The following is a 25,302-nucleotide window of genomic DNA, read 5'->3' as shown; positions in this document are numbered from 1 at the left end:
TGCCTTCGCCGCATAAAGGTTTGTAAAAATCGCTAACGTCCTTGACCTCACCGATATCACAGAAGCCTCAAACGATGGAAATACCGAAGCAAAAGTATAAGCTCCACCACTATAATTTGGCAATCGAAGCGAACTTAAACAAACTGGGCAAATACTTAGACAGAGAAAAAGATGTAGCCACTATGTGCTACATCTTCCATTTTAATGGGTTTTACACTTTTCGTATAGCCCTTTTTCTTTTATTACTTTAATAAGTGTTTCACCAATCACTGATGGTGTTTCTGCTACTTCAATGCCTGCTGCATTCATAGCTTTAATTTTTTCAGCTGCTGTTCCTTTACCACCTGAAATAATGGCACCCGCATGGCCCATTCGTTTTCCTGGAGGAGCTGTTTGTCCACCGATAAAGCCAACGACAGGTTTCGTCATATTAGCTTGAATCCATTCGGCTGCTTCCTCCTCAGCTGTACCACCAATTTCCCCAATCATGACAACCGCGTATGTCTCAGGGTCATTGTTGAATGCTTCTAGGGCATCAATAAAGTTTGTCCCATTAACAGGATCTCCGCCAATCCCAACAGCTGTTGTTTGACCAATACCTGCTTGTGTTAATTGGTGAACCGCCTCGTATGTTAATGTTCCAGAACGAGAAACAACCCCTACATGGCCTTTAGTATGAATATATCCTGGCATAATGCCGATCTTACATTCATCAGCTGTAATAACACCTGGGCAGTTTGGACCTACTAAGCGTGTTTTTTTGCCTTCCATATAGCGTTTAACTTTTACCATATCAAGGACAGGAATATGCTCTGTAATGCAAATTGTTAGTTCTAGCTCAGCATCCACAGCTTCTAAAATTGCATCTGCTGCAAATGGCGCAGGTACATAAATAACCGATGCTGTTGCACCAGTTGCTGCTACAGCTTCTGTTACTGTATTAAATACAGGTACACCTTCGATTTCAAGACCACCTTTACCAGGTGTTACGCCTGCTACGATTTTTGTACCGTAGTCAAGCATCTGCTTTGTATGGAATAGCGCTGTTTCGCCTGTAATTCCTTGTACAATTACCTTTGTATCTTTATTAATAAATACAGCCATTGTTCTCCCTGCCTTCCTTAGCCTACTAGTTCCACAATTTTTTGTGCGCCGTCAGCCATTGAATCCGCTGCTACGATGTTTAAACCAGATGCGTTTAAGATCTCTTTCCCAAGTTCTACATTCGTACCTTCTAAACGAACTACTAACGGTACAGCTAAACCAATTTCTTTCGCTGCTGTTACGACACCTTCAGCGATAATGTTACATTTCATAATTCCACCAAATATATTGACAAAAATGCCTTTTACATGTGAATCAGAAAGGATAATTTTGAATGCTTCTGTTACTTTTTCAGCTGTAGCACCGCCCCCTACATCAAGGAAGTTAGCGGGACTTCCGCCGTAATAGCTTATTGTATCCATTGTCGCCATAGCAAGACCTGCACCATTTACCATACAGCCAATATTGCCATCTAGTGAAATATAGCTAAGGTCATATTTAGAAGCCTCGATTTCTTTTGCATCTTCTTCATCAAAATCGCGTAACTCGACAATATCTTTATGGCGATACAATGCATTTGCATCAAAGTTAAATTTAGCATCTAACGCTACGACTTCTCCTTGTCCAGTGACAACAAGTGGATTAATTTCTACAATAGATGCATCCTTGTCGATAAATGCTTGGTACAAGCCTAACATTAATTTAACAGCTTTCCCTACTAGGTTTGCTGGAATATTCATATTAAACGCCATGCGACGTGCTTGGAAGCTTGTTAAGCCGATTACAGGATCAACAACTTCTTTGAAGATTTTTTCTGGGTGTGTTTCCGCTACTTCTTCAATATCCATGCCGCCCTCTTCAGAACCCATCACCGTTACACGAGATGTAGCGCGGTCTAATACTAAACTTAAGTAATACTCTTTTTGAATATCTGAACCCTCTTCAATGTATAAGCGTTTTACTTCTTTTCCTTCAGGACCTGTTTGATGTGTTACTAAAATTTTCCCTAATAATTCTTTTGCGTAAGTTCGCACCTCATCAAGGTTTTTAGCGATTTTAACTCCACCTGCTTTACCGCGTCCACCCGCATGAATTTGCGCCTTGACAACCGTGACATTTGAGCCAAGTTCTTTCGCTACCTTCACTGCTTCATCAGGGGAAAAAGCAACTTTTCCGTTTGGTACAGCTACACCATATTTTCTAAGAATCTCTTTCCCTTGATATTCATGGATATTCATAATACATCCTCCCATCAAACATTTGCAAAATTGTTTTACTAACATATCTATTCTAACTAAAGATTCTGATAAAGTCTACACTTTGTCTTTTGTTCGAATTTTATTGTTTATTATGACATTTTCTTCTACTTCGTGTACTAAAACAGAGAATTCTAAAAATCAGAATACTTTATCTTTTCTATTATTTTGTCCATGTTGTTGATCTAAACGATAAATAAATGCAAAAACTTCGGCCACCGCTTGATATAATTCTTCAGGAATCGACTCATTTAAATCTAACTGTCCAAGCAATTGTACGAGGTTTGGATCTTCATAAATCGGGACATCATGCTCATTTGCACGGGCTAAAATATTTTCGGCGACCTTCCCTTTTCCTTTTGCGATTACCATTGGACTATCAAATTTTCCTTGCTTATACGTAAGGGCAATTGCTTCTTTTCGAGTAATTTTTTCCTCACTCATATACGGTAATCCACCCCACTATGTCCCTCTCGCTGTTCTACTACAGTGCTTATTTTTTCAGGTTTAGCCTTTTCAAATTGCTTAATAAAAACACCAGATAGTTGATATTCTTTTTCTGCCAAGCCGATTTTTAACGCTGCTTTTAATGGTTCTGCTAGTGGAATGATATCAAAATTCTCATTAAATACCGTCACTGTCACAACACGATTTTGAACTTGCATATCAATAACTGTCTCTTTCATTGATTCCATTTGTAAATAAAATAAGATTCGTGCAAAATTGGCATCAATTTTACCATCATCCTTCATGCGCCCATTCCATTGTAAGGTTGCATCCATTTTTTTGCCGAAAAATTCGAGTGGTACCTGCATAATAAGCTGATGCTGATGACCACTTTCACCTGATGCAAGCTGCATACCATTCATACGTGTCATTAACATTTCTGCTGCTTCCTTCAGCTGTGGTGTAATCTGCGCCTCCTGCAACAATGTATGGAGCTGTGGCTTTAATTGATGAGCAATCGTCTGTAAATCAGCAGACTTATTAGCAAGTGTGGCCTCATAGCTAATCCCTAGACTTTTTAAAACCGTTTTAAGCGCATGTTCCATTGCCTTACTATCCATCGAGCTTTGTACATGTGCATCTGCCTGTGTAAGCATTTGTTGAATCATTGGTTGAGGCGATTCAATCCCAACCTTCACGAGATTACGCATCAACGCTTCATTTTGTACAGGTCTGGCTAATTCATGCCTGAATAGCGACAATAATTGGTCTTTTGTTGACAAACCATTTGAATCTTGCGTAAATAAGCGTTCTGGTGTATTTTGGGCAAATGCCTTGATAAGCTGCTCCTGCATCTGTTTCGCAAAAACTTCAAGTGCTTGCTTACTTGGTGGCAATTGACTAAATCTATCTATTATTTGGTTTAGTTGTTGTTTTTGCTCATTCGTCAATAAGTTTTGACCTGCTGTCCATGATTTTAGTTGTTCAATGAGCTGTGTGGTATTTTCTGGCTTTGCTGTTAAAATCGCTTGAATTATCTGTCCTGCCTGATGTCCTGCATTAGATTGTAGAGGTTTTGTATTATTTGCTATAAGAGTTGACCAATTTTGTAATGTTGCTTGCTGTGGAAGCACACTAGCATCCTTCAATATATTCAATGCTTGTAAACGCTCACTTATTGAGCTGGCATTATTAGTTAATAGTTGAATCGATTTTGCAAGCATTAAACTACCCGTTTCCACATCAAAAGGCTTTGCTATCGTTTGTACTTGTTGCATTAAATTTTGCTTTAAACTTGCTGCTATGACTGTATCCTTCGCTAACAATTGGGCAAAGGCATCCATGGTAGCAGACATTCCAGCAGTTTTTTGTCCGCTGACAAGTGCTTGGAATACGTCATTTGTCATGGGCATTTTAAGTTCTACCATTTTTTGCAGGGCTAGCAATGCATCTGCTTTAGAGATACCTTCGGGCAATGCTTTTAACCACATTTCTGCTTGTAGGAGTTGTTCCTTAGAAATTGGTATTTGTGCTTTCATAAAATGTGCTAACACTTGCTGCATTTCCGTTGTTTTAGGTAGATTCATCGATTCTAGCAGTTGATTCAACTGTTGTGTTGGTGAGGTTGTTTGTGCCATAGGACCTGTGACAACCTTTAGCTCAGTTTGAGGATTTGCACCTGTCACTTGAAAAAAATGAGCGTCACCAGCTTTGAGAGGTACCTCAAGTTTGGCAATTAGTTTTTGATTGCCAACCTGTATTTCAGCCATTTGATCAGGAAATAGTTGTTTAACGGTCCCGTGAAATACCTGTCCTTGCTTTAATGCAAGTGGCTGGGTTGCTGACGTCAAAGCAGTCTGTTGCATTTGTATTGAATTAAATGATGTAGCTGTCATATAGATACTCCTTTCTTACATTGATTTTATAGGTTCAAAAGACTTGCGATGATGTATCGTTGGTCCGTATGTTTCAAGTGCCTCTAAATGTTGCTTCGTGCCATAACCCGCATGCTGTGCAAAACCATACATAGGAAATTCTTTATCCAATTGTTCCATATACTCATCTCGTGCAGTTTTCGCTAAAATAGAGGCTGCTGCAATCGCCAGACTTTTTGCGTCTCCTTTAATAATGGCCTCTTGTGGTATCGTTATTGGTAATGTCATCGCATCGACAAGTACATAACTAGGCTTTATCGGCAATGATTCCACACTCGTCTTCATAGATTGTTTTGTTGCTTCATAAATATTTAGTGCATCAATCTCATCAGCTGGCTGAAAATGAACGAAATAACTTATAGCATGCTTTTTCACAAGCGTTGCAAAGGTATTGCGCTTCTCCTTCGATAACTGTTTTGAATCGTTTAGACCAACAAGTGCTTCGCAGTCATTTGGCAAAATAACTGCTGCTGTTACAACCGGCCCCGCAAGCGGCCCACGCCCTGCTTCATCCACACCTGCAATCAAAGTCCCTACCTCGCCATAACTCTGATCGAAGTCCACTTTTGCTTGATGTTCCAGTAGTAGCTGATGTTTTTTGTCCTGACGCTTTTGCCAACTGAGCCAAGCTTTTTGCACACCTGCTCGCTCATCGGTTGCTATCTCTTCCATCCATTCGCGCCAGTCCTCGGCCATTTTCAATGCTGTCGTAATTTCTTTAATGGTTTTCATACGTTACTCCCTTTTATCACTCTATATCATTTATCGGCAACAAGTGCCATTCCTAAAAGAAAAACTGCCATGCTCACAATTTATTGTGTGAGTATGACAGTTTTATGCCAGTATTATTGCTGCTGTGCTTCCTTTTCAAGCTGTTCGTCCACAAAGTCAAATGTTAGTTTCCCTAATTGTAGTCCACGAATATCACGCACGACAAGTTGTGCTACTTGATCATAATCGATTTCCCCACCCGTGCTAAATACACGGCGAAGTTTACCAATATGATCGAAAGTTTCGACTAAATCTTCATGAATAAAACGGAAACCATATCGCTCTTCCATACGTGTTGGATAATGAACTGCTAGGAAGCGTAGACCGTAGACTGCCAAATCCTCCATATTAGTAATGGTATCTTTGATAGCACCTGTTAACGCCAGCTTATAGCCTACTTCTTGATCTTCAAATTTTGGCCATAAAATTCCGGGCGTATCGAGTAATTCCAGCTCCTTACCGACTTTTATCCATTGCTGAGATTTTGTGACACCAGGTGTATTACCCGTCTTCGCAAGGTTTTTTTTCGCTAATCGATTAATAAGTGTTGATTTCCCAACGTTTGGAATTCCGACAATCATTGCACGAATGGCTCTTGGTTTCATACCACGCGCCTTCATGCGGTCAAACTTTTCTTTTAAAATTTCTTGAGCCGCTTTTGTGACAAGCTGTAAACCTTTACCTTCAAGAGAGTTAATGGCAACTGCTTTGTGTCCCCGTTGCGCAAAGTACTCTACCCATTTTCGCGTTTCTTGTTCGTCCGCCATATCTGACTTATTTAATATAAGCAGACGTGATTTTTGATGAATTACTTCATCAATCATTGGGTTACGTGAGGAAAGTGGTAAACGCGCATCGATTAATTCAAATATTATATCTACTAGCTTTAATTTTTCTGTTACTTCGCGGCGGGCCTTTGCCATATGCCCTGGAAACCATTGTATGGTCATTGCAATACCTCCTAAATAAGAAAAATGTATCCCTGCCCATTTGCACGCAATTAGCATGGAAAAGCCCCTAGCAAGAGCATGACCGCTTTTTCCCCCGAGGAGTCAAAGGCTTCTCGAACGTGCGGGCGCGAATACAAGTAGGTAACAAATTAATACCTCTTTATACGTTAAGAAAAAGGGAGTGTTAGCCTCTCCCTTTAATACTTACTTTACAATTTTAATATCACTAAACGGCCAGAAAATAAGGCTCGTATTACCTATAATTTCTTTTTGTTCAACGATGCCAATATGACGGCTATCCTTACTATAGCGGCGATTATCCCCCATAACAAAAACATAGCCTTCTGGAATTACATCAAGCGAAACATCGATATCCTTTAACGTAAAATCTTCTGTTAACGTACCCTCTGTTATTTCTGCTTTATAGGCATCTAAATAAGGCTCGTCTATCGCTTCACCATTAATATATAATTGATCATCTCTATACTCCAATGTGTCGCCTGGTAAACCAATTACACGCTTTATGTAATTTTTTTGTTCTGGTGCATGAAATACAACGATATCAAAGCGTTTAGGTTCACCAATTTTATATCCAATTTTGTTAACAATCATACGGTCGCCATCTTCAAGGGTTGGCATCATGGACTCACCATCTACTGCAATTGGTGTAAATAAAAAATAACGAATAACTGCTGCAATCGCAAATGCAATTAGAAGCGCCTTTGTCCATTCCCATAATTCATTCTTTTCTTTCACTTGTTTTTCCATTGAGAATTGCCCCCTTGTCTACCCTCATTTTAGATGATAGCTATTTAAGTTGACAAGCAAAAAGAAAAGGGGCTTGTTACACAAGCCCCTCACTTTTAAGTCATAATTATCGAATTTCTTTAATACGAGCAGCTTTACCACGTAGGTTACGTAGGTAGTAAAGTTTAGCACGACGTACTTTACCACGACGTACAACTTCTAAGTTAGCGATTTTTGGTGTGTGTACAGGGAATGTACGTTCAACACCTACACCGTAAGAAATTTTACGAACTGTGAAAGTTTCGCTAATACCGCCACCACGACGTTTGATAACTACACCTTCGTATACTTGGATACGTTCACGAGTACCCTCTACTACTTTCACGTGTACCTTAACAGTATCACCAGGACGGAAAGTTGGTAGGTCAGTACGAAGCTGAGCTTTAGTAATTTCTGTAATAATGTTTGACATTGTTTTCTCTCCTTAGACAGATGCTCTTGCACGCAATCTATGCCACAGCGGAACACCGTAATTCAGCACTTCACATAGAAGTACAAAATAGATGTTATCACAAATACTTCATGCAAGCAAGCATCATTATTGTTCATTTTTTAGTTTTTCGAGATATAGCTTCTGCTTGTCCGTTAATGGATAATGTTCGAGTAAATCTGGGCGACGCTCGAAAGTTCTTTTTAAGGACTGTTCTTCACGCCATTGATCAATTTTTGCATGATTGCCTGACAGTAAAATATCAGGTACCTTCATGCCACGAAACTCTGCTGGGCGTGTATAGTGCGGATGTTCAAGTAGACCCGTTGAGAAAGAATCTTGTATATGTGAATCTTCTTGTCCTAAAACCCCGGGTAAAAGACGTACAACGCTATCAATAACTGTCATGGCGCCTAATTCTCCACCCGTTAACACAAAATCGCCAATTGAAATTTCATCTGTGACAAGATATTGACGTATACGTTCATCATAGCCTTCATAATGTCCACATAAAAAAACTAATTCTTCTTCTTGAGCTAGCTCTTCTGCTTTTTTTTGTGTAAAGCGTTCTCCCTGCGGACACATCAAAATAATACGTGGCTTTTTCCCCGCTGTAATGGCCTCTACAGCGCTGAACATTGGCTCTGGCTTTAACACCATCCCCGCGCCACCACCATAAGGATAATCGTCCACCTGATTATGCTTATTGCCCGAAAACATACGGATATCTGTTACTTCCAACTGAACAGCACCTTTTTCCTGTGCCTTTTTTAAAATCGATGCCCCAAACACACCCGTAAACATATCTGGAAATAGGCTTAACACTTGTATATTCATCATAGCAAGCCTTCCATCACGTGGATAACAATCTTCTTTTCTTTCACATCAATTTCTTTTACGATGTCTTCGATATATGGAATGTAATGCTCTTTTTTAGCAGCTTTTACAACCCATACATCATTCGCGCCAGTTTGGAGAATATCTTTTATTTCTCCAATTGTCTCACCATCTTCAGATACAACTGCACAGCCAATTATTTCGTGGAAGTAATATTCATTTTCTGTTAATAAGTCATCTGCCATTTGATCTTTTGTAATTTTCAACATACCTTCTTTAAATGGCTCCACCAAGTTAATGTTGTTCATGCCTTCAAATGTTAGCAAGATAAAATTTTTATGGCGGCGTACTGATTGAATTGTTACCCACGTTGGCTTTTTATCGTCTTTTTTGAACGCAGCAAGTTTATTACCTACTGCAAAGCGTTCCTCTTCAAAATCTGTTGTCGATAATATACGTACCTCACCGCGAATACCGTGCGTATTGACGATACGGCCTACATTAAACCATTCCATGCAATTCACCTCTATACAATCTTTTTGCTATCCGTACTATATAAAAAAGGAAGGAACCAGCAAGCTCCCTCCTCCTTTGTTCAGATTTTCATACTCCACGCTCAAAGTCACTTTGATTCCTTTCAACACATGAATGCATGTTCGTCAGGTTTCTCTAAGCTTGAGGTCGACACGAAGTCGGACATTGGAATAATATCGCATGGTTGCGAAGCTGTTATCCCCCGCGTGTATACGAGTGTGAAAATCTTTTCTATTCAATCCAATATATCGACGTAAGTCTTCTTTTGATGGTGACTACCTGCCGCTGAATAAACAATTGTACGAATCGCTTTGGCAACCCGCCCCTGTTTGCCTATGACTTTCCCTCGATCCTCTGGATGAACAAAAAGTTTATAAACAATTCGATTTGCATTTTCGTCCGTCTCAATACGGACTTCTTCTGGATAATCGACTAACGGTAAAACGATTGCTTCAATCAGCTGCTTCAAAGACGTCTCCCCCGATTATTTACTGAATTTTTGGTTATGGAATTTCTCCATGATACCTTGTTCTGAGAACAGGTTACGTACTGTATCTGATGGTTTTGCACCGTCAGTTAACCATTTAAGAGCTTTCTCTTCATCGATGTTTACAGTAGCTGGTTGAGTTAGTGGGTTGTAAGTACCAACTGTTTCGATTTGACGACCGTCACGTGGTGAACGAGCATCTGCAACTACGATACGATAGAAAGGAGATTTTTTAGCTCCCATACGTTTTAAGCGAATTTTAACTGCCATTTTAATAGCACCTCCGAATAAGTTTCACACAAGATAGTATATTATCAATGTTTGCGATGTTTGTAAAGTGTTTTTTCTTAACACCTAAAAAATATTATTTAAATAATGAGTCAAAGCCTGGTAATTTCATTTTTTTCTTACCTTTACCTGTTGCCATACCCGTCATTTGTTTCATCATTTTTTTCATTTCATCGAACTGTTTCAACAGTCGATTGACTTCCTGAATCGACGTACCAGACCCTTGAGCAATTCGTTTTTTTCGACTACCGTTAATGATTTCTGGGTTCGTTTTTTCAGCAGGCGTCATCGAGTAAATAATTGCCTCAACATGCCCCATTTGCTTATCGTCAACTTTGACATTATCTAAGCCTTTGATTTTGTTCGCGCCTGGTAACATTTTTAAAATTTCATCAATCGGTCCCATTTTCTTCACTTGTTGCAATTGCTCGACAAAATCGTCTAATGTGAAGCTTTGCGTTTTGAACTTTTCCTCTAATTCTTTCGCTTTTGCTTCATCAACGTTTGCTTGCGCTTTTTCAATAAGCGATAAAACGTCACCCATACCTAAAATACGAGATGCCATACGCTCTGGATGGAACGGCTCAAGCGCGTCCATCTTCTCACCCATACCGACGAATTTAATCGGTTTCTGTGTCACAGAACGAATCGATAATGCCGCACCACCACGAGTATCACCATCAAGCTTTGTTAAGACAACGCCTGTAATGCCCACAGCCTCATTAAAGCTTTCCGCAACATTTACTGCATCTTGACCAGTCATAGCATCTACAACAAGGAACACTTCGTCAGGTTCTTTTAATGCACGAATATCCTTTAGTTCTTGCATTAAATCTTCGTCGATATGCAAACGACCAGCTGTATCAATAATAACAACATCATGATGCTCTTCTTTTGCCAGTTCTAATGCTTGACGCGCGATTTCTACAGGAGATACATCAGTGCCTAGCGCAAAAACAGGAAGCGATAACTGCTTGCCTAATGTTTGTAATTGTTGCACCGCAGCAGGACGATAAACGTCAGCCGCAACTAATAATGGTTTACGATTATATTTTTTACGTAAAACATTCGCTAATTTCCCAGAAGTCGTCGTTTTACCTGCACCCTGTAAGCCGACCATCATAATAACAGTTGGTGGTTTGGTATTAAATTTAATTGGGCTTTGTTCGCCACCCATTAGTTGTGTTAATTCGTCTTGAACAATTTTGATTACCTGTTGACCTGGAGTTAAGCTTTGCATTACATCCACGCCGACAGCACGTTCACTTACTTTTTTAACAAATTCTTTTACTACTTTTAAGTTAACATCCGCCTCGATTAAAGCAAATCGGACTTCACGCATCATTTCTTTAACGTCTTGCTCCGATACTTTTCCTTTACCCTTAATCTTTTGGATCGTCCCTTGGAGTCGTTCCGCTAATCCTTCAAAAGCCACTGCTTTCGCCTCCTAATCCCATTCTTTCAATTGTTCAATAAGCGTTAACTGTTCCTCAGCTGTCATACTTTTTTCGGTAATTCCTGCTGTTAACTGCGCTAGCATTTGCGTGCGTTGCTGAAATTTTTCAAGTAAACATAGTTTTTCTTCATATTCTTCAAGCATCGCTTCTGTTCGACGAATATTATCATAAACAGCTTGGCGTGAAACTCCATATGATTCAGCGATTTCCCCAAGCGAGTGATCGTCTAAATAATATAGTTCCATATAACTTCTTTGCTTATCTGTTAATAATGCTTGATAAAAGTCGAAGAGAAAGTTCATGCGTGTTGTTTTTTCAAGTAGCATAATATTTCTCCCCCCGTTATTAGTCATTTGTATCATAACGAAAAGCGCCCATCTGTGTCAAGGTAATCTCCTTGTCTAAAAGCCTTATATAGCCGTTGTTAGGCGTTTTCCACCTTTAGCTAGTATTTCCCTTTTAAACAATGTGATTCGCCTTTTCACAGTTGAGCGCGTATCATCAATCAATTACACCTCTGCGTAATGCGTCTGGTTTCCAAAGACAGCTCATGCAGCAGTTAAACTTGCTGTATTTTACGCCTAAACTTTTGCACTGTCGCCTCAATATTAATCTTCGTTATTTTGTAATTCCTGATCCAATCCATCTGCAAATAAACCATATACATAGCGTTCTGCATCAAATGGCTGTAAATCATCCATCTTTTCACCCAATCCAACAAATTTTACTGGAATGTGTAATTTGTTACGAATGGCTAGTACGATACCACCCTTAGCAGTACCATCCAACTTCGTTAAGACAATACCTGTCACATTTGTGGCTTCTTTAAATGTTTGTGCCTGAACAAGCGCATTTTGACCAGTTGTCGCATCAAGTGCTAGTAATACTTCATGTGGTGCATTAGGTACTTCACGCGCAATAACGCGATGTACTTTTTCAAGTTCATTCATTAAATTGACTTTATTTTGCAAACGACCTGCTGTATCACAAATTAACACGTCTGCATTGCGATTTTTTGCTGCACGAATTGCATCGTACATAACCGCTGCAGGATCCGAGCCTTCAGATTGCTTAATAACTTCACAACCAACACGGTCTCCCCAGACTTGTAATTGATCAATCGCGCCAGCACGGAAAGTATCTCCAGCAGCTAATACTACATTTTTACCTTGTGATTTTAGGCGATGTGCAAGTTTACCAATCGTTGTTGTTTTTCCTACGCCGTTCACGCCAACAAATAAAATAACTGTTAATTCACCTTTAGGCTGCATATTAAGGTCAATTAAATCTTCTTCCCCTTGCTCATAAATTTCTACAAGCTTTTCAGAAATGATTGTTTGAATGCCATTTGTATCTTTAATATTTTTTCGTTGTACTTCAAAGCGCAGTTTGTCCATAAGCTCCATGACCGTTTCAAAGCCGACATCCGCTTGTAATAACAAATCCTCTAATTCCTCAAAGAAATCCTCATCCACTTTTCTGTAACGCGCAACTAAATCATTCACTTTTGAAGTAAATGAATTACGCGTTTTTTCAAGTCCAGCCTTAAATTTTTGTGTAATGGACCAAGCAGATGGTTTTTTCTCTATATCGGTTTCTTCGGCAGGTTGCTCGTCTACAAGAGCACTGTCCTGTGTTTCTTCTTTTAGCTCTTCAATTACAACCGGTGTCTCCACAACGGAAGAGTTCTCACTTACTGGCGCGTCCTCTATCTGTGCTTCAACTACTTCTTCTACAGTCGTTTCTAATTGTGCAGGGTCTGCTAGTTGTATTTGCTGTCCGGTAGATTCTTCCTCATTGATATCTACAACCTTTTCTTCTTCAGCGGGATTTCCCAACAACTTATCTTTCATTCGTTTAAAAAAACTCATGCTTGTTCGCTCCTTTGCTCCGCAAGTACGGGTTCATCTTCTAATTTGACTGAAACGAGTTTCGATACCCCTGATTCCTGCATTGTAATACCATACAGGACATCAGCCCCCTCCATTGTACCTTTACGATGGGTAATAACAATGAATTGTGTATCAAGGCTAAATTTCTTCAAGTATTCGCTATATCGAACAACATTGGCCTCATCTAAAGCAGCTTCTACTTCATCTAGAATACAGAATGGCACTGGGCGAATATTTAAAATCGAGAACAATAAGGCAATCGCTGTTAGTGCACGTTCACCACCAGAAAGAAGGCTTAAATTTTGCAATTTTTTCCCAGGTGGTTGTGCAACAATTTCAATGCCCGTTTCCAACATATTGTCTGGCTCAAGTAACACTAAATCTGCTTGCCCGCCACCAAATAGTTCACGGAATACCAGTTTGAATTGCTCACGAATTGCATAAAATGTGTCACTAAAGCGCAGTGTCATTTCCTCATCCATTTCCTTAATGGCTTCATGTAACGTTTCCTGTGCTGCAAGTAAATCCTCACGTTGCTCAGTTAAAAATGAATGTCGTTCTAGTACACGGTCATATTCTTCAATAGAACTTAGGTTAACAGGCCCAAGTTCTTCAATTGATTTTTTCAACAGCTTAACGCGACGACGCATATGCTCCTCATCTTCAATCTTAAGAGCTTCATGCATCGCTTGCTCAAATGTTAGCTGATAATTTTCTTCGAGCTGTTCATTGAAATTATTCATTTCAAATTCTACGCGATTACGTTTTAATTCATTCGCACGTATTGCTTCCAGGAAGCCTTTATGTATACGTTGCTTTTCCTTCAGCTGCTCTTCCAATGTTGTCAGTTCTTGTTGATGCGCTGCTTTTTCTTCTTTTTTCTGTGCAATCGTAAGCTGTAGCGATTCACGTCTTGCTTTCCAAGTAGTAACCTGCTCATCCACTTCTTCATCACTTAATAGTTTTGTCGATTCATCAGACTGTAGCCAGATTATTTCCTGAGAAATATTGTCGACTTTTTGACGAGCTTTGTTTAATTGTAAAGCAAGCTCTGCAGTCGCAACTTGTACTTGAGACATTTGCTCCTGTATAACTGCTAATTGTGAGCGTTTTTCTGCCGATTGCTCACGAAGAACATCTTTTTCAGTTTCACCCTGCAACTTCACCTTGCCTAGCTGTTCAACAGTTTCATTGATTGCTATTAGTTCTGTTGCAAGCGTGGCTAAACGTGCTGTTGCAACTTCCTTTTGAGCTAGAAGTGCTTCTTCTCGTGTTTTAACATCCTGCGTTTCATTAGATGCAAAGGAAACGCGTGCAGATAAGCTTTTTTCAACAACCTCTAACTCACGAATACGACTAGCCTGTTGCATTTCATCTTTACGTAATTGCTCGCCGTCTAGTTTCATTTTCTCAACTGTGTCACGCAATGTCGCAAGATTCTCTTTTTCAGCTGCTACAGCCTGTTCCGCACTATGAATTGATGTTTCTAACGCTGCTAATTTTTCAATTAAGCCGTCTAATTCCGCTTTTCTAGTAAAGAGCGAAGATTGTTGCTTCGCCGCACCACCTGTTAACGAACCGCCCGCATTGACAATATCTCCGTCTAGAGTTACTACACGATATCGAAAACCACATAAACGGGCAATTTGGCTAGCTCCTTCTAAATTCGCTGCGACAAGTACGTTACCTAGCAGGTTTTCGACAATTGAACGATTTTCTTCATCGAATGTAACGAGCGCATCGGCCATTTGCACAAAAGCTGGATGTTCAGTAGCGAGCTGTATAGCGGACAGATTGATTTTCCGTGACTTCATAACTGTTTTTGGTAAGAATGTCGCACGTCCCGCTCTTTTTTGCTTTAACCAATGAATAGCCTGTTGAGCATGTTGTTCATTCGTTGTCACAATATGCTGAGAAGCAGCACCTAATGCCGTTTCAATGGCCTGTGAATACTTACTATTGACCTGGACTAATTCAGCAACAGCCCCTTCAATACCTTGTAACTCACCCTTATCGCGCGCTAACAATACTTCCTTAACTCCGTGGAAGAATCCTGAGAAATCGGATTCTAGCTCGGCTAGCGTATCTTTTCTAGCCTTCAATTGTTGTTGATGTTGGTACGCTTTATAAAGCATTTCTTGTTTGTCATTAAAGGATGTATTTACTTTTTTTAGTTGTATCTGTAGGGTTTCAAATCTCTCTAGCTTATGTTGTAACTCGTTTGTTGTAGCTAGATGTGCAACAGTAAGTGCCTGTTTTTCGGTTACAATTTGTGCAAGTTCCTGGCCGAATTCATCTGTTTGGTCTGTCATACGTGCAGCCATTGCTTTTTGCTGTGCTAATTGTTGGTCAATATTTTTCAATTCGTTTTTGACAGTTGCCTCTTCGTTTAACGAATCAATATAACGATTTTTTTGTTCTTCAATTTCTTGCTCTATTTCTGTAACGGAACGATTTAACGATTGCTCTAATTGTTTAATAATGTGCTTCAGCGTTGATACTTCTTGCTGTTTTTCAGTGAATAATTCTTTCTTCTCACGTTCTTGAACAATTAGAGTCTCTACTTCATCCTTCGCTTCTTGTAAAGATGTATTTAACTGTTGTAGTTGATTTGAAGTGTTTTGTCGCTTTTCTGCCATCAAGGCTTTACGGCCATCCCACCGCTCCACTTCCATTGTTGCATCAACAAGATCGGATTGAGAGCCGTCTAATAAGTGATCTAATTCTTTCAAATACTTCCGAATCTCAGTTGACTTTGTCTCCAACGCTAAAATATTACTTGCTTGAGTTTGTTCAGTTTCAGATAGCTGTGTATATTCTTCTTTCAGTGCATGCAAAGATTGTGCACAATTTTTTAAATCGTGCACAAGCATCGCAATATCAAAATCCTTTAACTCTGTTGACATTTGTACATAATCTTTAGCGCTAGAAGCCTGAACCGCTAAAGGTTCTAGACGACCATCTAACTCATGCAAAATATCTAATACGCGGTATAAATTTTCATCTGTTTCAACAAGTTTATGCTCCGCTTTTTTCTTTCGTAATTTATACTTTAATACGCCTGCCGCCTCTTCAAAAATAGATCGGCGATCATCAGGTCTACTATTTAAAATTTCATCGACACGGCCTTGTGAAATAATCGAAAAAGCTTCTTTACCAAGTCCCGAGTCCATAAACAAGTCCGTAATATCCTTCAGGCGACACTGCTGGTTATTGAGTAAATATTCACTATCACCTGAACGGTATACGCGTCTTGTTACGCTTACTTCTGTATAGGGAAAAGCAATTTGCTCATCAGTATTATCTAAAATCAATGTTACCTCTGCAAAGTTTAATGGCTTTCGAGAGTCACTCCCAGCAAAAATAACATCTTCCATTTTTGCTCCACGTAACGACTTTGCCGATTGCTCCCCGAGTACCCAACGAATAGCATCGGTCACATTACTTTTTCCACTGCCATTTGGTCCAACAACAGCAGTAACACCTGGTACAAAATCAATACCAATGCGCTCCGCAAAAGATTTAAAGCCAATCACTTCTAGTCGTTTTAGGAACATCTATTAAGCCTCCTCTTTAGCAGTCTGCGCACGCATAGCATGCATAGCACATTGTGCCGCCTGCTGCTCGGCTTCTTTTTTTGACTTCCCTCTACCAATACCAAGCTCTTGTCCATTTAATAACACGCTCGATACAAATGTACGATTATGCGCAGGCCCCTTCTCATCGACAATTTCGTAATGAAGAAGACCGTTATTCGTTTGTTGCACCATTTCTTGTAACTGACTCTTGAAATCCATCACATGCGAAAAAGCACCGATTTCTACTTTTGGGAACACGATTCGTTCTAAAAATGTCACGACCGTTTGTAAGTCCTGATCTAAATAAAGGGCACCTACAAATGATTCAAATACATCTGCAAGTAGCGCTGGACGTTCCCGACCACCTGTTAATTCCTCACCTTTTCCCAGTAACACAAAGCGACCAAAGCCTAACTCATTTGCAAAGATTACAAGTGAGGGCTCACAAACAATCGACGCACGAAGCTTCGTTAATTCACCTTCGCTCATATGTGGGTATTTCTCAAAAAGGTATTTAGAAACAGATAGTTCAAGTACAGCGTCACCTAAAAATTCAAGACGCTCATTATCCGTAAACAACTTACGGCGATGCTCATTCACATAAGATGAATGCGTGAATGCTTGATACAATAAATTTTTATTTAAAAATGTGATGTTCAATTCATGCTGTAATAGCTCGAATTGATTGCGTACTTTCTCAGGAAGTACGCCTGATTTCTGCATAGTTCCTTTTCTTTTCATAGCCATTGAACAATCTGCCTTCCTAATAGTTTCTACCGTCTTAGTGTACCTTTTTCAAGGCGTTTATGCAAAAGTATTTCCACCAAAATGCAATGTTTTGGAATTTTTTTTGCAAATCGTTTGCAAAATTGAAAAAAGGCACGTCCTGAGCTCGATAAACGAACCATTACGTACCCTTTCACATTCGCCTTGGCGTATTTGCACCGATCACTAAACTGTCAGTGCAGAAAAACATTGCGTCTAGAATTTGACCTGTGCAACACATTCAAATTTTGTGACATCGCCAGAGGCTTTAACTTTATTCAGCTAACCTGACTGTTGATTGATTAAAAAATGAATCTACACTCATTTTAACACCTATTGAGGCGAGAGACTACCGCTGAATAAAGTTAAAACGAAAATTAGCTAACTTTACTTTCGATGTATGAAATAGCAGAACCAACCGTAGAGATTTTTTCAGCATCTTCATCAGAAATTTCCATATCGAATTCATCTTCAAGCTCCATAACAAGCTCAACTACGTCTAATGAGTCAGCACCTAAATCATCACGGAAAGAAGCTTCAAGTGTTACTTCGCTTTCTTCAACACCTAAACGGTCCACGATTACTTTTGTTACTCGTTCTAATACAGTAGTCAAATCTTTCACCTCCCCTCACATGATTATACAAAAAAGCAAAATCTATGCCCATTACATATTATTACATCACCATGCCGCCGTCTATATGTAACGTTTGACCAGTCATATAGTTAGCATCGTCTGAAGCTAGAAAAACAACTGCCTTTGCAATATCTTCCGGCTGACCAAGCTTTGCTAAAGGAATTTGTGTAAGCATGCCTTGTTTTAACTCTTCTGGTAGTTGATCAGTCATCTCTGTTTCAATAAAGCCTGGTGCAATAGCATTTACTAAAATATTGCGAGATGCCAACTCTTTAGCTGTTGTTTTTGTCAAACCTATAACGCCTGCTTTGGCAGCTACATAATTAGCCTGGCCAGCATTACCTGCTACACCTACGATAGACGAAATATTAATAATTCGTCCTGCACGTTGTTTCATCATTTGACGCGTTACTGCTTTTGTACAAAGGAAAACACCCTTTAGATTCGTGTCTAAAACATCGTCCCATTCGTCTTCTTTCATACGCATCAATAAATTATCACGTGTAATGCCCGCATTATTAACTAAAATATCGAGCGAACCAAATGTTTTTACTGCCGCATCCATTAATGAAGTTACTTCTTCCGCTATCGAGACGCTTGCTTGTATTGCAATGGCCTCACCACCGTTCGCTTGAATGCTCGCAACAACTTCCTCTGCTTTTGCCTGTGAGCCACTATAATTGACGACAATTTTAGCTCCCTCTTCAGCAAGTTTCAATGCAATCGCACGTCCAATTCCTCGCGAAGCACCCGTTACAACCGCTACCTTACCTTGTAATTTATGCATTGATTGTCCACTCCTTCGACGCTTCTATTAATGCTTCTAATGATGCTTCATCATATACACAATACGTTGCTACTGTTCGATCTATCTTTTTAACTAAACCGCTTAAAACTTTGCCGGGTCCACATTCGATAAATACATCCACACCATTAGCGATCATTTCACGCACAGATGCTTCCCACTGCACAGCGCTGTATACTTGTTCTACTAATTCTTGCTGAATAGCAGATACATCCTGTAATTCATTGGCCATAACATTGCCAATTACCGGAATTTGTGGCGCTGATAGTGTAATACCATCTAATGTTGCACGTAATTTTTCAGATGATGGTCGCATTAATTCTGAATGGAATGGACCACTTACGACTAAAGGAATCGCACGTTTCGCACCTGCTTCTTTCGCTGCTACAGATGCCTTTTCAACGCCTTCCTTTGTACCAGAAATGACAATTTGGCCTGGACAGTTAACATTTGCTACCTGTACAGCATCTCCTGCCGTAGTTACTTTTTCAGTTACAGCATGTAAATCATTGAGCTCCATGCCAAGAATAGCTGCCATTGCACCTTGCCCCGCCGGCACTGCCTCGTTCATATATAAACCACGTTTATGCACTACTGATACCGCATCTTCGAATGATAGTACTCCAGCAATAACTAATGCACCATATTCGCCAAGCGAGTGACCAGCTACATAGTGTGGTGTAATTCCAGCTGTGCGTATTTTCTCTGCCACCATCACACCTGTCGTTAAAAGTGCTGGCTGTGCATGATATGTCAACGTCAATTCCTCTGCAGGTCCTTCCAGCATTAATTTTGAAAGTTCAAATCCTAGAGCCTTGTCCGCACTTTCATAAAACGCCTTGCTCTCTGCCGTGTTCTCTACAAATTCTTGACCCATTCCAACCGTTTGAGAGCCTTGGCCTGGAAAAATAAATGCAATTTTCGTCATTTCTCATTAATCCCCTTTGTTAGTCAATTTCTAAGCGACGCACTGTGTCCGTAATCGTTGGTATGACAGTATGCTCTACCATTGTATTGGCTTGGCGAATCGCACTAAAGATTGCTTTCCCATTCGATGAGCCATGCGCTTTAATAACAGGTGCTTGCAAGCCAAATAACCCTGCTCCACCATACTCTGTGTAATCCATTTTATTTTTCAAGTCACGTAAATTATTTTTCATAAGGGCTGCTGAAATTTTTGTTTTTGTAGAAGACATAAAAGCCTCTTTTAACATCGTAAATAATGCACCCGCTGTTCCTTCTATCGATTTCAACACCATATTACCCGTAAAACCGTCTGTCACAACAACATCCGCAACCCCTTCAAGTAAATCACGAGCTTCTACGTTACCGACAAAATTCAAATCTGCTTCCTTCAGCAATTCAAAAGCAGCTTTTGTTAAATCATTGCCTTTTTTTTCTTCTGTACCGATATTTAAAAGGCCAATACGCGGCTTTTGTAGCCCTCCAACCTTCTTAGCATAAATATCGCCCATTATTGCATATTGCAATAAATGTTCAGGTCGTGCATCTGCATTTGCTCCTAAATCAAGCATTAAAAACCCTTTGCCATCAAGCGTTGGTAATGTCGTTGCTAAAGCAGGTCGTGCAATCCCTTCAATACGCCCGACTTTAAATAAGCCACCTGCCATTAAAGCCCCTGTATTACCGGCCGATAGACAAGCATCAGCCTTCCCTTCCTCCACAGCATCCATCATTCGTGCCATTGAGGAGTCCTTTTTACGTCGAACAGCACGCGCAGGGTCGTCTGTACCTTCTACCACTTCTCCACAATGGACAACTGTTAGTCGGTCATGCATTTTTAAAAACGGCTCAAGCTTGTCTTGCTGTCCATATAATTGAATTTCCAAATTTGGAATTTGATTTAATGCTAATAAAGCACCTTCCACAACCGATTTTGGTGCGTTGTCGCCACCCATTCCATCAAGCGCTAATTTCATTGTTGTTCACCTTTACCTTTCGTGCGGTACATATCAAATTCGCCAACAAAGACTGTTTCACCGTTAACAGTAGAGATTACCTCTACTTTCGTACGATGATGTTCGTCATCTCGTCCAACAACTACAGCCTTCGTAATAACACGATCTCCAGCTTTCACAGGTTTCACAAATGTTATATTAGAATGCACTGTTAAGGCTAGTTCATCATCGATAACCGCTACTGCTAATGAGTTTGCCTGTGCAAATAAATGATGTCCACGCGCGATGCCATTGCGCTGAAAAACATGTTCTTCTTTTACGTCAAAAATAGATAATGCACGATTATCTAATTCAATATCAATAATTTCACCGATTACTTCATCTATCGGCAAAGATTTCACTTCATTTTCATAGGTTTTCGAAGCCACATCTTTAATTCGTTCACGCAATTCTGGAATTGCTAATTCCATACGATCCAAACGAATTGTTTGAACACTTACCTGAAACTCTGATGCTAGCTGTTCATCTGTGACGAATGGATTTTCCGCAATCGTTTCAGATAGTAGTTGCTGCCGCTCTTTCTTCGTTCGTCTCAACGTCATTCGCCACCTTTTTAGTTGTTATTAGCACTTGGTACTAATATCAGTATATAGAGTATAAAAAAAGAATGCAAGACCTGTTTTCAAAAACAAGTACTTGCATCCCTCTTAATCGAAACGATCTCCTTGTAATACACCTGATTCTTCTAACATGAGACGTAAATATTTATACGCCTCATCCTGCCAAAATGCATCGCCTTCAATCATTTCAGTTGCATCTTTCCGAGCAGTTTCAAGGGTTCTATAGTCGTGCACTAAATCTGCTACTTTAAAATCAGGTAAGCCACTTTGCTTACGACCAAAGAAATCCCCTGGCCCTCGAAGCTCTAAATCTTTCTCAGCTAGTCGAAAGCCATCATTTGTTTCTGTCATCGATTGCATTCGCTCTTTACCTTCATCTGATTTTGGATCGGCAATCAATACACAATATGACTGATGCTCCCCACGACCAACGCGACCACGGAGTTGATGTAATTGAGCTAAACCGAAACGCTCAGCGTCATAAACAACCATAAAGGTTGCATTTGGTACATTAACACCGACTTCAACCACCGTAGTAGAAACAAGCACTTGAATATCACCTTCACTAAAGGAGCGCATAACCGCATCTTTTTCATCTGCGGGCAAACGACCGTGCATCAGACCAACTTTATAACGTCCATTATAATACGATGCAAGTTGTTCATAAATGTCCACTGCATTTTGTACGTCCAGTTTGTCGGACTCCTCAATAAGTGGACAAATGGCGTATGCTTGTCTCCCAGCCGTTAGTTCTAACTCCAATTTCGATAATACTGAACTAAGTTGTTCTTTTTTCATCCAATGTGTTTCGATTTGCTTTCGCCCCGCAGGCATTTCATCAATCATCGACACATCCATTTCACCAAACGCGGTAATCGCTAGTGTTCGTGGGATTGGAGTAGCTGTCATAAAAAGCACATCAGGATTTTCTCCTTTATCACGTAAAATCCTACGCTGCTCAACTCCAAAACGATGCTGTTCATCTGTTATCACAAAGCCTAATTTGTGAAAAACTACATCTGGCTGAATAAGCGCATGTGTACCAATTAAAATATCGATTTCACCATTTACCAGCGCTTCTAAAAGTAAGCGGCGCGCTTTCGTTTTTGTCGAGCCCGATAACAAGGCTACACGCACCCCAAATGGCTCAAACCACGCCATTAAATTTTCAGCATGTTGCTCAGCTAAAATTTCCGTCGGTGCCATTAACGCCCCTTGAAAACCAGCCGTGACAGCTGCATATAAACATATAGCTGCAACAACTGTTTTTCCTGAGCCAACATCACCTTGTAACAAACGGTTCATTCGATGCGGCTCTTTTAAATCTTTGCAAATTTCATTTACGACTCGCTTTTGCGCTCCCGTTAATTCATAAGGCAATGATTCAATAAATTCACGTAGCTTTTGCAAATCAAATTGGACCATCGTACCATGCTCATTATCCTTACGTATTTTACGTAATGTTTGGATACGTAACTGAAAATTTAATAATTCCTCATAAGCGAAGCGTCTTCTTGCTTGCTTTGCATGTTGAGCGTCCAGTGGAAAATGAATACCTTCAAGCCCGTCACGCATGGATACAAGTTTATACGAAGCTTGTAAATGTTCAGGAATTGCATCTGGTAGTTCTGCGCCAAATTCATCAAGCACCTGTCGCATATATTTACGAAAACGCTTTTGTGGAATCAAACCTTTGAGGCTATACACAGGTTCAAAATCAACTTGATCAGTTTTCGGCCCAAAAGTTACAGTCGTACCATTAATAACCTGTCTACCCCGATCCCATTTACCTGTTACCGTAATAATAGAACCAGGTACAAGCTTTTGCTTTAAATAGTTTTGATTAAAAAATACAATTTTCACTAAATGACGCCCTGCAAGCACTGTCACTTGTAAACGGGATTTATTTCGTCCTAAGAACAGCACTGTGGGCTCACGTTCCACTTTACATTCAACAGTGACACGTTCATTATGTGGCGTCTGCGCTAAATCTTTTAAACGAAAATCCTCATGTCGATGTGGGAATGTCCACAATAAATCTGATATTGTCTCGATGCCTAGTGCTTCTAGATGTGCTGCTGTTTCTTTCCCGACCCCCTTTAAATCGGAGACGGGATTAGTTAATTCAGTCACCTTGCACGACAGCTCCTCCAAATATCTTCGCCGCAAGTGCCTTCCCTGTTGGTGTTGCCGCTAGGCCACCACGCGCCGTTTCTTTTAAATTTGGACTCATCGACAAGCCGATACGATACATTGCTCCTATTACTTCATCACAAGGGATACGACTAGTGACACCCGCAAGTGCCATATCTGCAGCAACAAGTGAGTTAGCAGCACCCATCGCATTACGCTTTACACAAGGCACTTCTACTAATCCTGCTACCGGATCACAAACGAGCCCTAGCATATTTTTAAGGGTAATCGCAAATCCTTCAGCACATTGCTGTGGTGTACCACCTGCCATCTCCACAATAGCAGCTGCTGCCATACCTGCCGCTGAACCAACCTCAGCCTGACAACCACCCTCAGCACCCGAAATAGAAGCATTATTGGCTACAACAAAACCAAAAGCACCCGATGTAAACAAATAACGAATCATTTGTTCACGTGTTGGATTCAGCTTATTTTTCACTGCAAATAATGTACCTGGTACAACACCCGCTGAGCCAGCTGTCGGTGTTGCACAAATTGTACCCATTGCCGCATTTACTTCATTTGTTGCAACCGCTTTACTAACAGCATCTAATAATAAATCCCCAGAAAGTGAATTCCCTTGTGCAATATAATTTTGAAGCAGTACGGCATCTCCGCCTGTCAAACCTGTCACAGACCGTACACCATTTAAACCACGTTCAACAGCTTCTTCCATAACCGTTAAATTACGGTCCATTTGCTGCATGATTTCTTCACGTGTCCGCCCACTTATTAACATTTCTTGCTCTATCATCAGTTCTGAAATTAATTTACCTTCTTGTTCTGCACGCGCAACAAGCTCGCGTACATTGTGAAACAATACGTCCATATTGTCACGCCTCCTTAGTTATTAATTTTCGACACTTTTGTAATATATGGTATTAACGAAATCTGCTGTAATATTTTATCTTCAATGTTTTGATCGACCTCAATCACCATTAGTGCAGTTAAACCACGTTCAATACGTGAAACCTCCATATGACCGATATTAACATCATGCATAGCCAAACAGTTTGCAACATTGGCAATACAGCCGGCGCGATCGTCATGTACCACAAGGATGGCTGGCATTCCTCCAGTCAATCGTAATTTGAAGCCGTTAACCTCACTTACTTCAATTTTACCACCGCCGATAGAAATTCCAACTACCGACATCTCCCCCTCGTCATCTCCTATGACAAGCCGTGCAGTATTCGGATGTTCAGTATTTGCTGTTTCAGGAATGAATTCAAAAGCTAATCCCGCTTTTTCTGCATCTGCAAACGCTGTTTTAATACGCTCATCAAATGTATCATAATTTAATAAGCCACCAATAAGCGCAACATCTGTTCCATGCCCTCTATACGTTTCAGCAAAAGAACCATACAAATGAATCTTCGCCCATTTTGGCTGTCGTCCAAATAAATCTCGTGCAACTCTTCCTATACGCGCTGCACCTGCCGTATGAGAGGAAGAAGGCCCAATCATCACTGGTCCAATAATATCAAATACTGATGTAAACTTCATACAAGCACCCCTCTATTCTATTCATATAATAATATTTATTTTTATTTATATCATGCTTGATAGTTACTATAAAAGTAAAGCAATACTTTATCAACTTTCAGAAAATTAACACTACTATAACTTCCTTTTGTAAACCCGTTATTATTT

The 25,302-nt window shown here is 40.1% G+C and carries 25 protein-coding genes; all 25 read right to left on the bottom strand.

All coding sequences use genetic code 11. From position 1 onward, the window contains the following. Window positions 1–201: 201 nt before the first annotated feature. The gene (gene sucD / locus C9J31_RS05540) at window positions 202–1,104 is read right to left on the bottom strand and encodes a succinate--CoA ligase subunit alpha (protein WP_107923088.1); all 903 of its coding nucleotides are present in this window, start codon (window positions 1,102–1,104) and stop codon (window positions 202–204) included. A 17-nt stretch (window positions 1,105–1,121) separates the two neighbouring features. Beyond that, on the bottom strand, window positions 1,122–2,282 hold the full coding sequence (sucC, locus tag C9J31_RS05535; RefSeq protein ID WP_107947745.1) for an ADP-forming succinate--CoA ligase subunit beta: 1,161 nt from the start codon (window positions 2,280–2,282) through the stop codon (window positions 1,122–1,124). Window positions 2,283–2,441: 159 nt separating this feature from the next. Beyond that, on the bottom strand, window positions 2,442–2,744 hold the full coding sequence (locus C9J31_RS05530; RefSeq protein ID WP_107947743.1) for an EscU/YscU/HrcU family type III secretion system export apparatus switch protein: 303 nt from the start codon (window positions 2,742–2,744) through the stop codon (window positions 2,442–2,444). Then, window positions 2,741–4,642 (bottom strand): hypothetical protein, encoded by a 1,902-nt coding sequence (locus C9J31_RS05525; protein WP_107947741.1) that lies wholly within the window; start codon window positions 4,640–4,642, stop codon window positions 2,741–2,743. Before C9J31_RS05525 ends, C9J31_RS05530 begins: the two co-directional genes overlap by 4 nt. 15 nt (window positions 4,643–4,657) lie before the next feature. After that, complete coding sequence (locus tag C9J31_RS05520) at window positions 4,658–5,413, bottom strand: ribonuclease HII (protein WP_107923091.1); 756 nt, start codon at window positions 5,411–5,413, stop codon at window positions 4,658–4,660. A 113-nt stretch (window positions 5,414–5,526) separates the two neighbouring features. Next, window positions 5,527–6,402 carry a ribosome biogenesis GTPase YlqF gene (gene ylqF / locus C9J31_RS05515; RefSeq protein ID WP_107923092.1) on the bottom strand — a complete coding sequence of 292 codons (876 nt, stop codon included), beginning with the start codon at window positions 6,400–6,402 and terminating at the stop codon, window positions 5,527–5,529. A gap of 204 nt (window positions 6,403–6,606) precedes the next feature. After that, window positions 6,607–7,170, bottom strand: a complete 564-nt coding sequence (gene lepB, locus C9J31_RS05510) for a signal peptidase I (protein ID WP_107947739.1) — start codon at window positions 7,168–7,170, stop codon at window positions 6,607–6,609. Between the two features lie 106 nt (window positions 7,171–7,276). Beyond that, window positions 7,277–7,621 carry a 50S ribosomal protein L19 gene (rplS, locus tag C9J31_RS05505; protein WP_010858422.1) on the bottom strand — a complete coding sequence of 115 codons (345 nt, stop codon included), beginning with the start codon at window positions 7,619–7,621 and terminating at the stop codon, window positions 7,277–7,279. 126 nt (window positions 7,622–7,747) lie between these two features. Continuing rightward, a complete protein-coding gene (trmD, locus tag C9J31_RS05500) occupies window positions 7,748–8,476 on the bottom strand; it encodes a tRNA (guanosine(37)-N1)-methyltransferase TrmD (protein ID WP_107923296.1) in 729 nt (242 codons plus the stop codon). Beyond that, a complete protein-coding gene (gene rimM / locus C9J31_RS05495) occupies window positions 8,476–8,991 on the bottom strand; it encodes a ribosome maturation factor RimM (protein ID WP_107923094.1) in 516 nt (171 codons plus the stop codon). The genes trmD and rimM overlap by 1 nt, the downstream gene beginning before the upstream one ends. Window positions 8,992–9,245: 254 nt before the next feature. Continuing rightward, a complete protein-coding gene (locus C9J31_RS05490) occupies window positions 9,246–9,479 on the bottom strand; it encodes a KH domain-containing protein (RefSeq protein ID WP_004269410.1) in 234 nt (77 codons plus the stop codon). Window positions 9,480–9,494: 15 nt separating this feature from the next. Beyond that, a complete protein-coding gene (gene rpsP / locus C9J31_RS05485) occupies window positions 9,495–9,767 on the bottom strand; it encodes a 30S ribosomal protein S16 (RefSeq protein ID WP_010858419.1) in 273 nt (90 codons plus the stop codon). Window positions 9,768–9,861: 94 nt separating this feature from the next. Continuing rightward, entirely contained in the window at window positions 9,862–11,220 is a 1,359-nt protein-coding gene (gene ffh / locus C9J31_RS05480) for a signal recognition particle protein (RefSeq protein WP_107947737.1), read from the bottom strand. A gap of 12 nt (window positions 11,221–11,232) precedes the next feature. After that, complete coding sequence (locus C9J31_RS05475; protein ID WP_107923096.1) at window positions 11,233–11,568, bottom strand: putative DNA-binding protein; 336 nt, start codon at window positions 11,566–11,568, stop codon at window positions 11,233–11,235. A gap of 282 nt (window positions 11,569–11,850) precedes the next feature. Further along, window positions 11,851–13,113, bottom strand: coding sequence for a signal recognition particle-docking protein FtsY (ftsY, locus tag C9J31_RS05470; protein WP_107947735.1), 1,263 nt, complete (start codon window positions 13,111–13,113; stop codon window positions 11,851–11,853). After that, complete coding sequence (gene smc / locus C9J31_RS05465; protein WP_107947733.1) at window positions 13,110–16,691, bottom strand: chromosome segregation protein SMC; 3,582 nt, start codon at window positions 16,689–16,691, stop codon at window positions 13,110–13,112. The genes ftsY and smc overlap by 4 nt, the downstream gene beginning before the upstream one ends. 3 nt (window positions 16,692–16,694) lie before the next feature. Continuing rightward, window positions 16,695–17,459, bottom strand: coding sequence for a ribonuclease III (rnc, locus tag C9J31_RS05460; protein WP_107923099.1), 765 nt, complete (start codon window positions 17,457–17,459; stop codon window positions 16,695–16,697). A 395-nt stretch (window positions 17,460–17,854) separates the two neighbouring features. Further along, a complete protein-coding gene (gene acpP / locus C9J31_RS05455) occupies window positions 17,855–18,091 on the bottom strand; it encodes an acyl carrier protein (protein ID WP_107923100.1) in 237 nt (78 codons plus the stop codon). A 61-nt stretch (window positions 18,092–18,152) separates the two neighbouring features. Beyond that, window positions 18,153–18,899: a 3-oxoacyl-[acyl-carrier-protein] reductase gene (fabG, locus tag C9J31_RS05450; RefSeq protein ID WP_054767126.1), complete on the bottom strand. Its 747-nt coding sequence runs from the start codon at window positions 18,897–18,899 to the stop codon at window positions 18,153–18,155. Beyond that, window positions 18,892–19,845, bottom strand: coding sequence for an ACP S-malonyltransferase (gene fabD, locus C9J31_RS05445; protein WP_107923101.1), 954 nt, complete (start codon window positions 19,843–19,845; stop codon window positions 18,892–18,894). Before fabD ends, fabG begins: the two co-directional genes overlap by 8 nt. 19 nt (window positions 19,846–19,864) lie before the next feature. Next, window positions 19,865–20,857: a phosphate acyltransferase PlsX gene (gene plsX / locus C9J31_RS05440; RefSeq protein ID WP_107923102.1), complete on the bottom strand. Its 993-nt coding sequence runs from the start codon at window positions 20,855–20,857 to the stop codon at window positions 19,865–19,867. Further along, window positions 20,854–21,432, bottom strand: coding sequence for a transcription factor FapR (fapR, locus tag C9J31_RS05435; RefSeq protein WP_054767125.1), 579 nt, complete (start codon window positions 21,430–21,432; stop codon window positions 20,854–20,856). Before fapR ends, plsX begins: the two co-directional genes overlap by 4 nt. A 111-nt stretch (window positions 21,433–21,543) precedes the next feature. Next, window positions 21,544–23,589, bottom strand: a complete 2,046-nt coding sequence (recG, locus tag C9J31_RS05430; protein ID WP_107947731.1) for an ATP-dependent DNA helicase RecG — start codon at window positions 23,587–23,589, stop codon at window positions 21,544–21,546. After that, the gene (gene sdaAA / locus C9J31_RS05425) at window positions 23,582–24,478 is read right to left on the bottom strand and encodes an L-serine ammonia-lyase, iron-sulfur-dependent, subunit alpha (RefSeq protein WP_107923104.1); all 897 of its coding nucleotides are present in this window, start codon (window positions 24,476–24,478) and stop codon (window positions 23,582–23,584) included. Before sdaAA ends, recG begins: the two co-directional genes overlap by 8 nt. 14 nt (window positions 24,479–24,492) lie before the next feature. Continuing rightward, the gene (sdaAB, locus tag C9J31_RS05420) at window positions 24,493–25,155 is read right to left on the bottom strand and encodes an L-serine ammonia-lyase, iron-sulfur-dependent subunit beta (RefSeq protein WP_107923105.1); all 663 of its coding nucleotides are present in this window, start codon (window positions 25,153–25,155) and stop codon (window positions 24,493–24,495) included. Window positions 25,156–25,302 lie beyond the last annotated feature (147 nt).

Source organism: Lysinibacillus parviboronicapiens, assembly GCF_003049605.2.
Lineage (GTDB): Bacteria > Bacillota > Bacilli > Bacillales_A > Planococcaceae > Lysinibacillus > Lysinibacillus parviboronicapiens.
Note: the sequence above shows the minus strand (reverse complement) of the source record. Positions and strands in the feature narration are given on the sequence as shown.

Bases quoted from the DNA above. Each gene is read 5' to 3' on its own strand.
- sucD (WP_107923088.1), bottom strand. From the start codon at position 1,104: ATGGCTGTATTTATTAATAAAGATACAAAGGTAATTGTACAAGGAATT.
- sucC (WP_107947745.1), bottom strand. From the start codon at position 2,282: ATGAATATCCATGAATATCAAGGGAAAGAGATTCTTAGAAAATATGGT.
- C9J31_RS05530 (WP_107947743.1), bottom strand. From the start codon at position 2,744: ATGAGTGAGGAAAAAATTACTCGAAAAGAAGCAATTGCCCTTACGTAT.
- C9J31_RS05525 (WP_107947741.1), bottom strand. From the start codon at position 4,642: ATGACAGCTACATCATTTAATTCAATACAAATGCAACAGACTGCTTTG.
- C9J31_RS05520 (WP_107923091.1), bottom strand. From the start codon at position 5,413: ATGAAAACCATTAAAGAAATTACGACAGCATTGAAAATGGCCGAGGAC.
- ylqF (WP_107923092.1), bottom strand. From the start codon at position 6,402: ATGACCATACAATGGTTTCCAGGGCATATGGCAAAGGCCCGCCGCGAA.
- lepB (WP_107947739.1), bottom strand. From the start codon at position 7,170: ATGGAAAAACAAGTGAAAGAAAAGAATGAATTATGGGAATGGACAAAG.
- rplS (WP_010858422.1), bottom strand. From the start codon at position 7,621: ATGTCAAACATTATTACAGAAATTACTAAAGCTCAGCTTCGTACTGAC.
- trmD (WP_107923296.1), bottom strand. From the start codon at position 8,476: ATGAATATACAAGTGTTAAGCCTATTTCCAGATATGTTTACGGGTGTG.
- rimM (WP_107923094.1), bottom strand. From the start codon at position 8,991: ATGGAATGGTTTAATGTAGGCCGTATCGTCAATACGCACGGTATTCGC.
- rpsP (WP_010858419.1), bottom strand. From the start codon at position 9,767: ATGGCAGTTAAAATTCGCTTAAAACGTATGGGAGCTAAAAAATCTCCT.
- C9J31_RS05475 (WP_107923096.1), bottom strand. From the start codon at position 11,568: ATGCTACTTGAAAAAACAACACGCATGAACTTTCTCTTCGACTTTTAT.
- ftsY (WP_107947735.1), bottom strand. From the start codon at position 13,113: ATGAGTTTTTTTAAACGAATGAAAGATAAGTTGTTGGGAAATCCCGCT.
- smc (WP_107947733.1), bottom strand. From the start codon at position 16,691: ATGTTCCTAAAACGACTAGAAGTGATTGGCTTTAAATCTTTTGCGGAG.
- rnc (WP_107923099.1), bottom strand. From the start codon at position 17,459: ATGGCTATGAAAAGAAAAGGAACTATGCAGAAATCAGGCGTACTTCCT.
- fabG (WP_054767126.1), bottom strand. From the start codon at position 18,899: ATGCATAAATTACAAGGTAAGGTAGCGGTTGTAACGGGTGCTTCGCGA.
- fabD (WP_107923101.1), bottom strand. From the start codon at position 19,845: ATGACGAAAATTGCATTTATTTTTCCAGGCCAAGGCTCTCAAACGGTT.
- plsX (WP_107923102.1), bottom strand. From the start codon at position 20,857: ATGAAATTAGCGCTTGATGGAATGGGTGGCGACAACGCACCAAAATCG.
- sdaAA (WP_107923104.1), bottom strand. From the start codon at position 24,478: ATGGACGTATTGTTTCACAATGTACGCGAGCTTGTTGCGCGTGCAGAA.
- sdaAB (WP_107923105.1), bottom strand. From the start codon at position 25,155: ATGAAGTTTACATCAGTATTTGATATTATTGGACCAGTGATGATTGGG.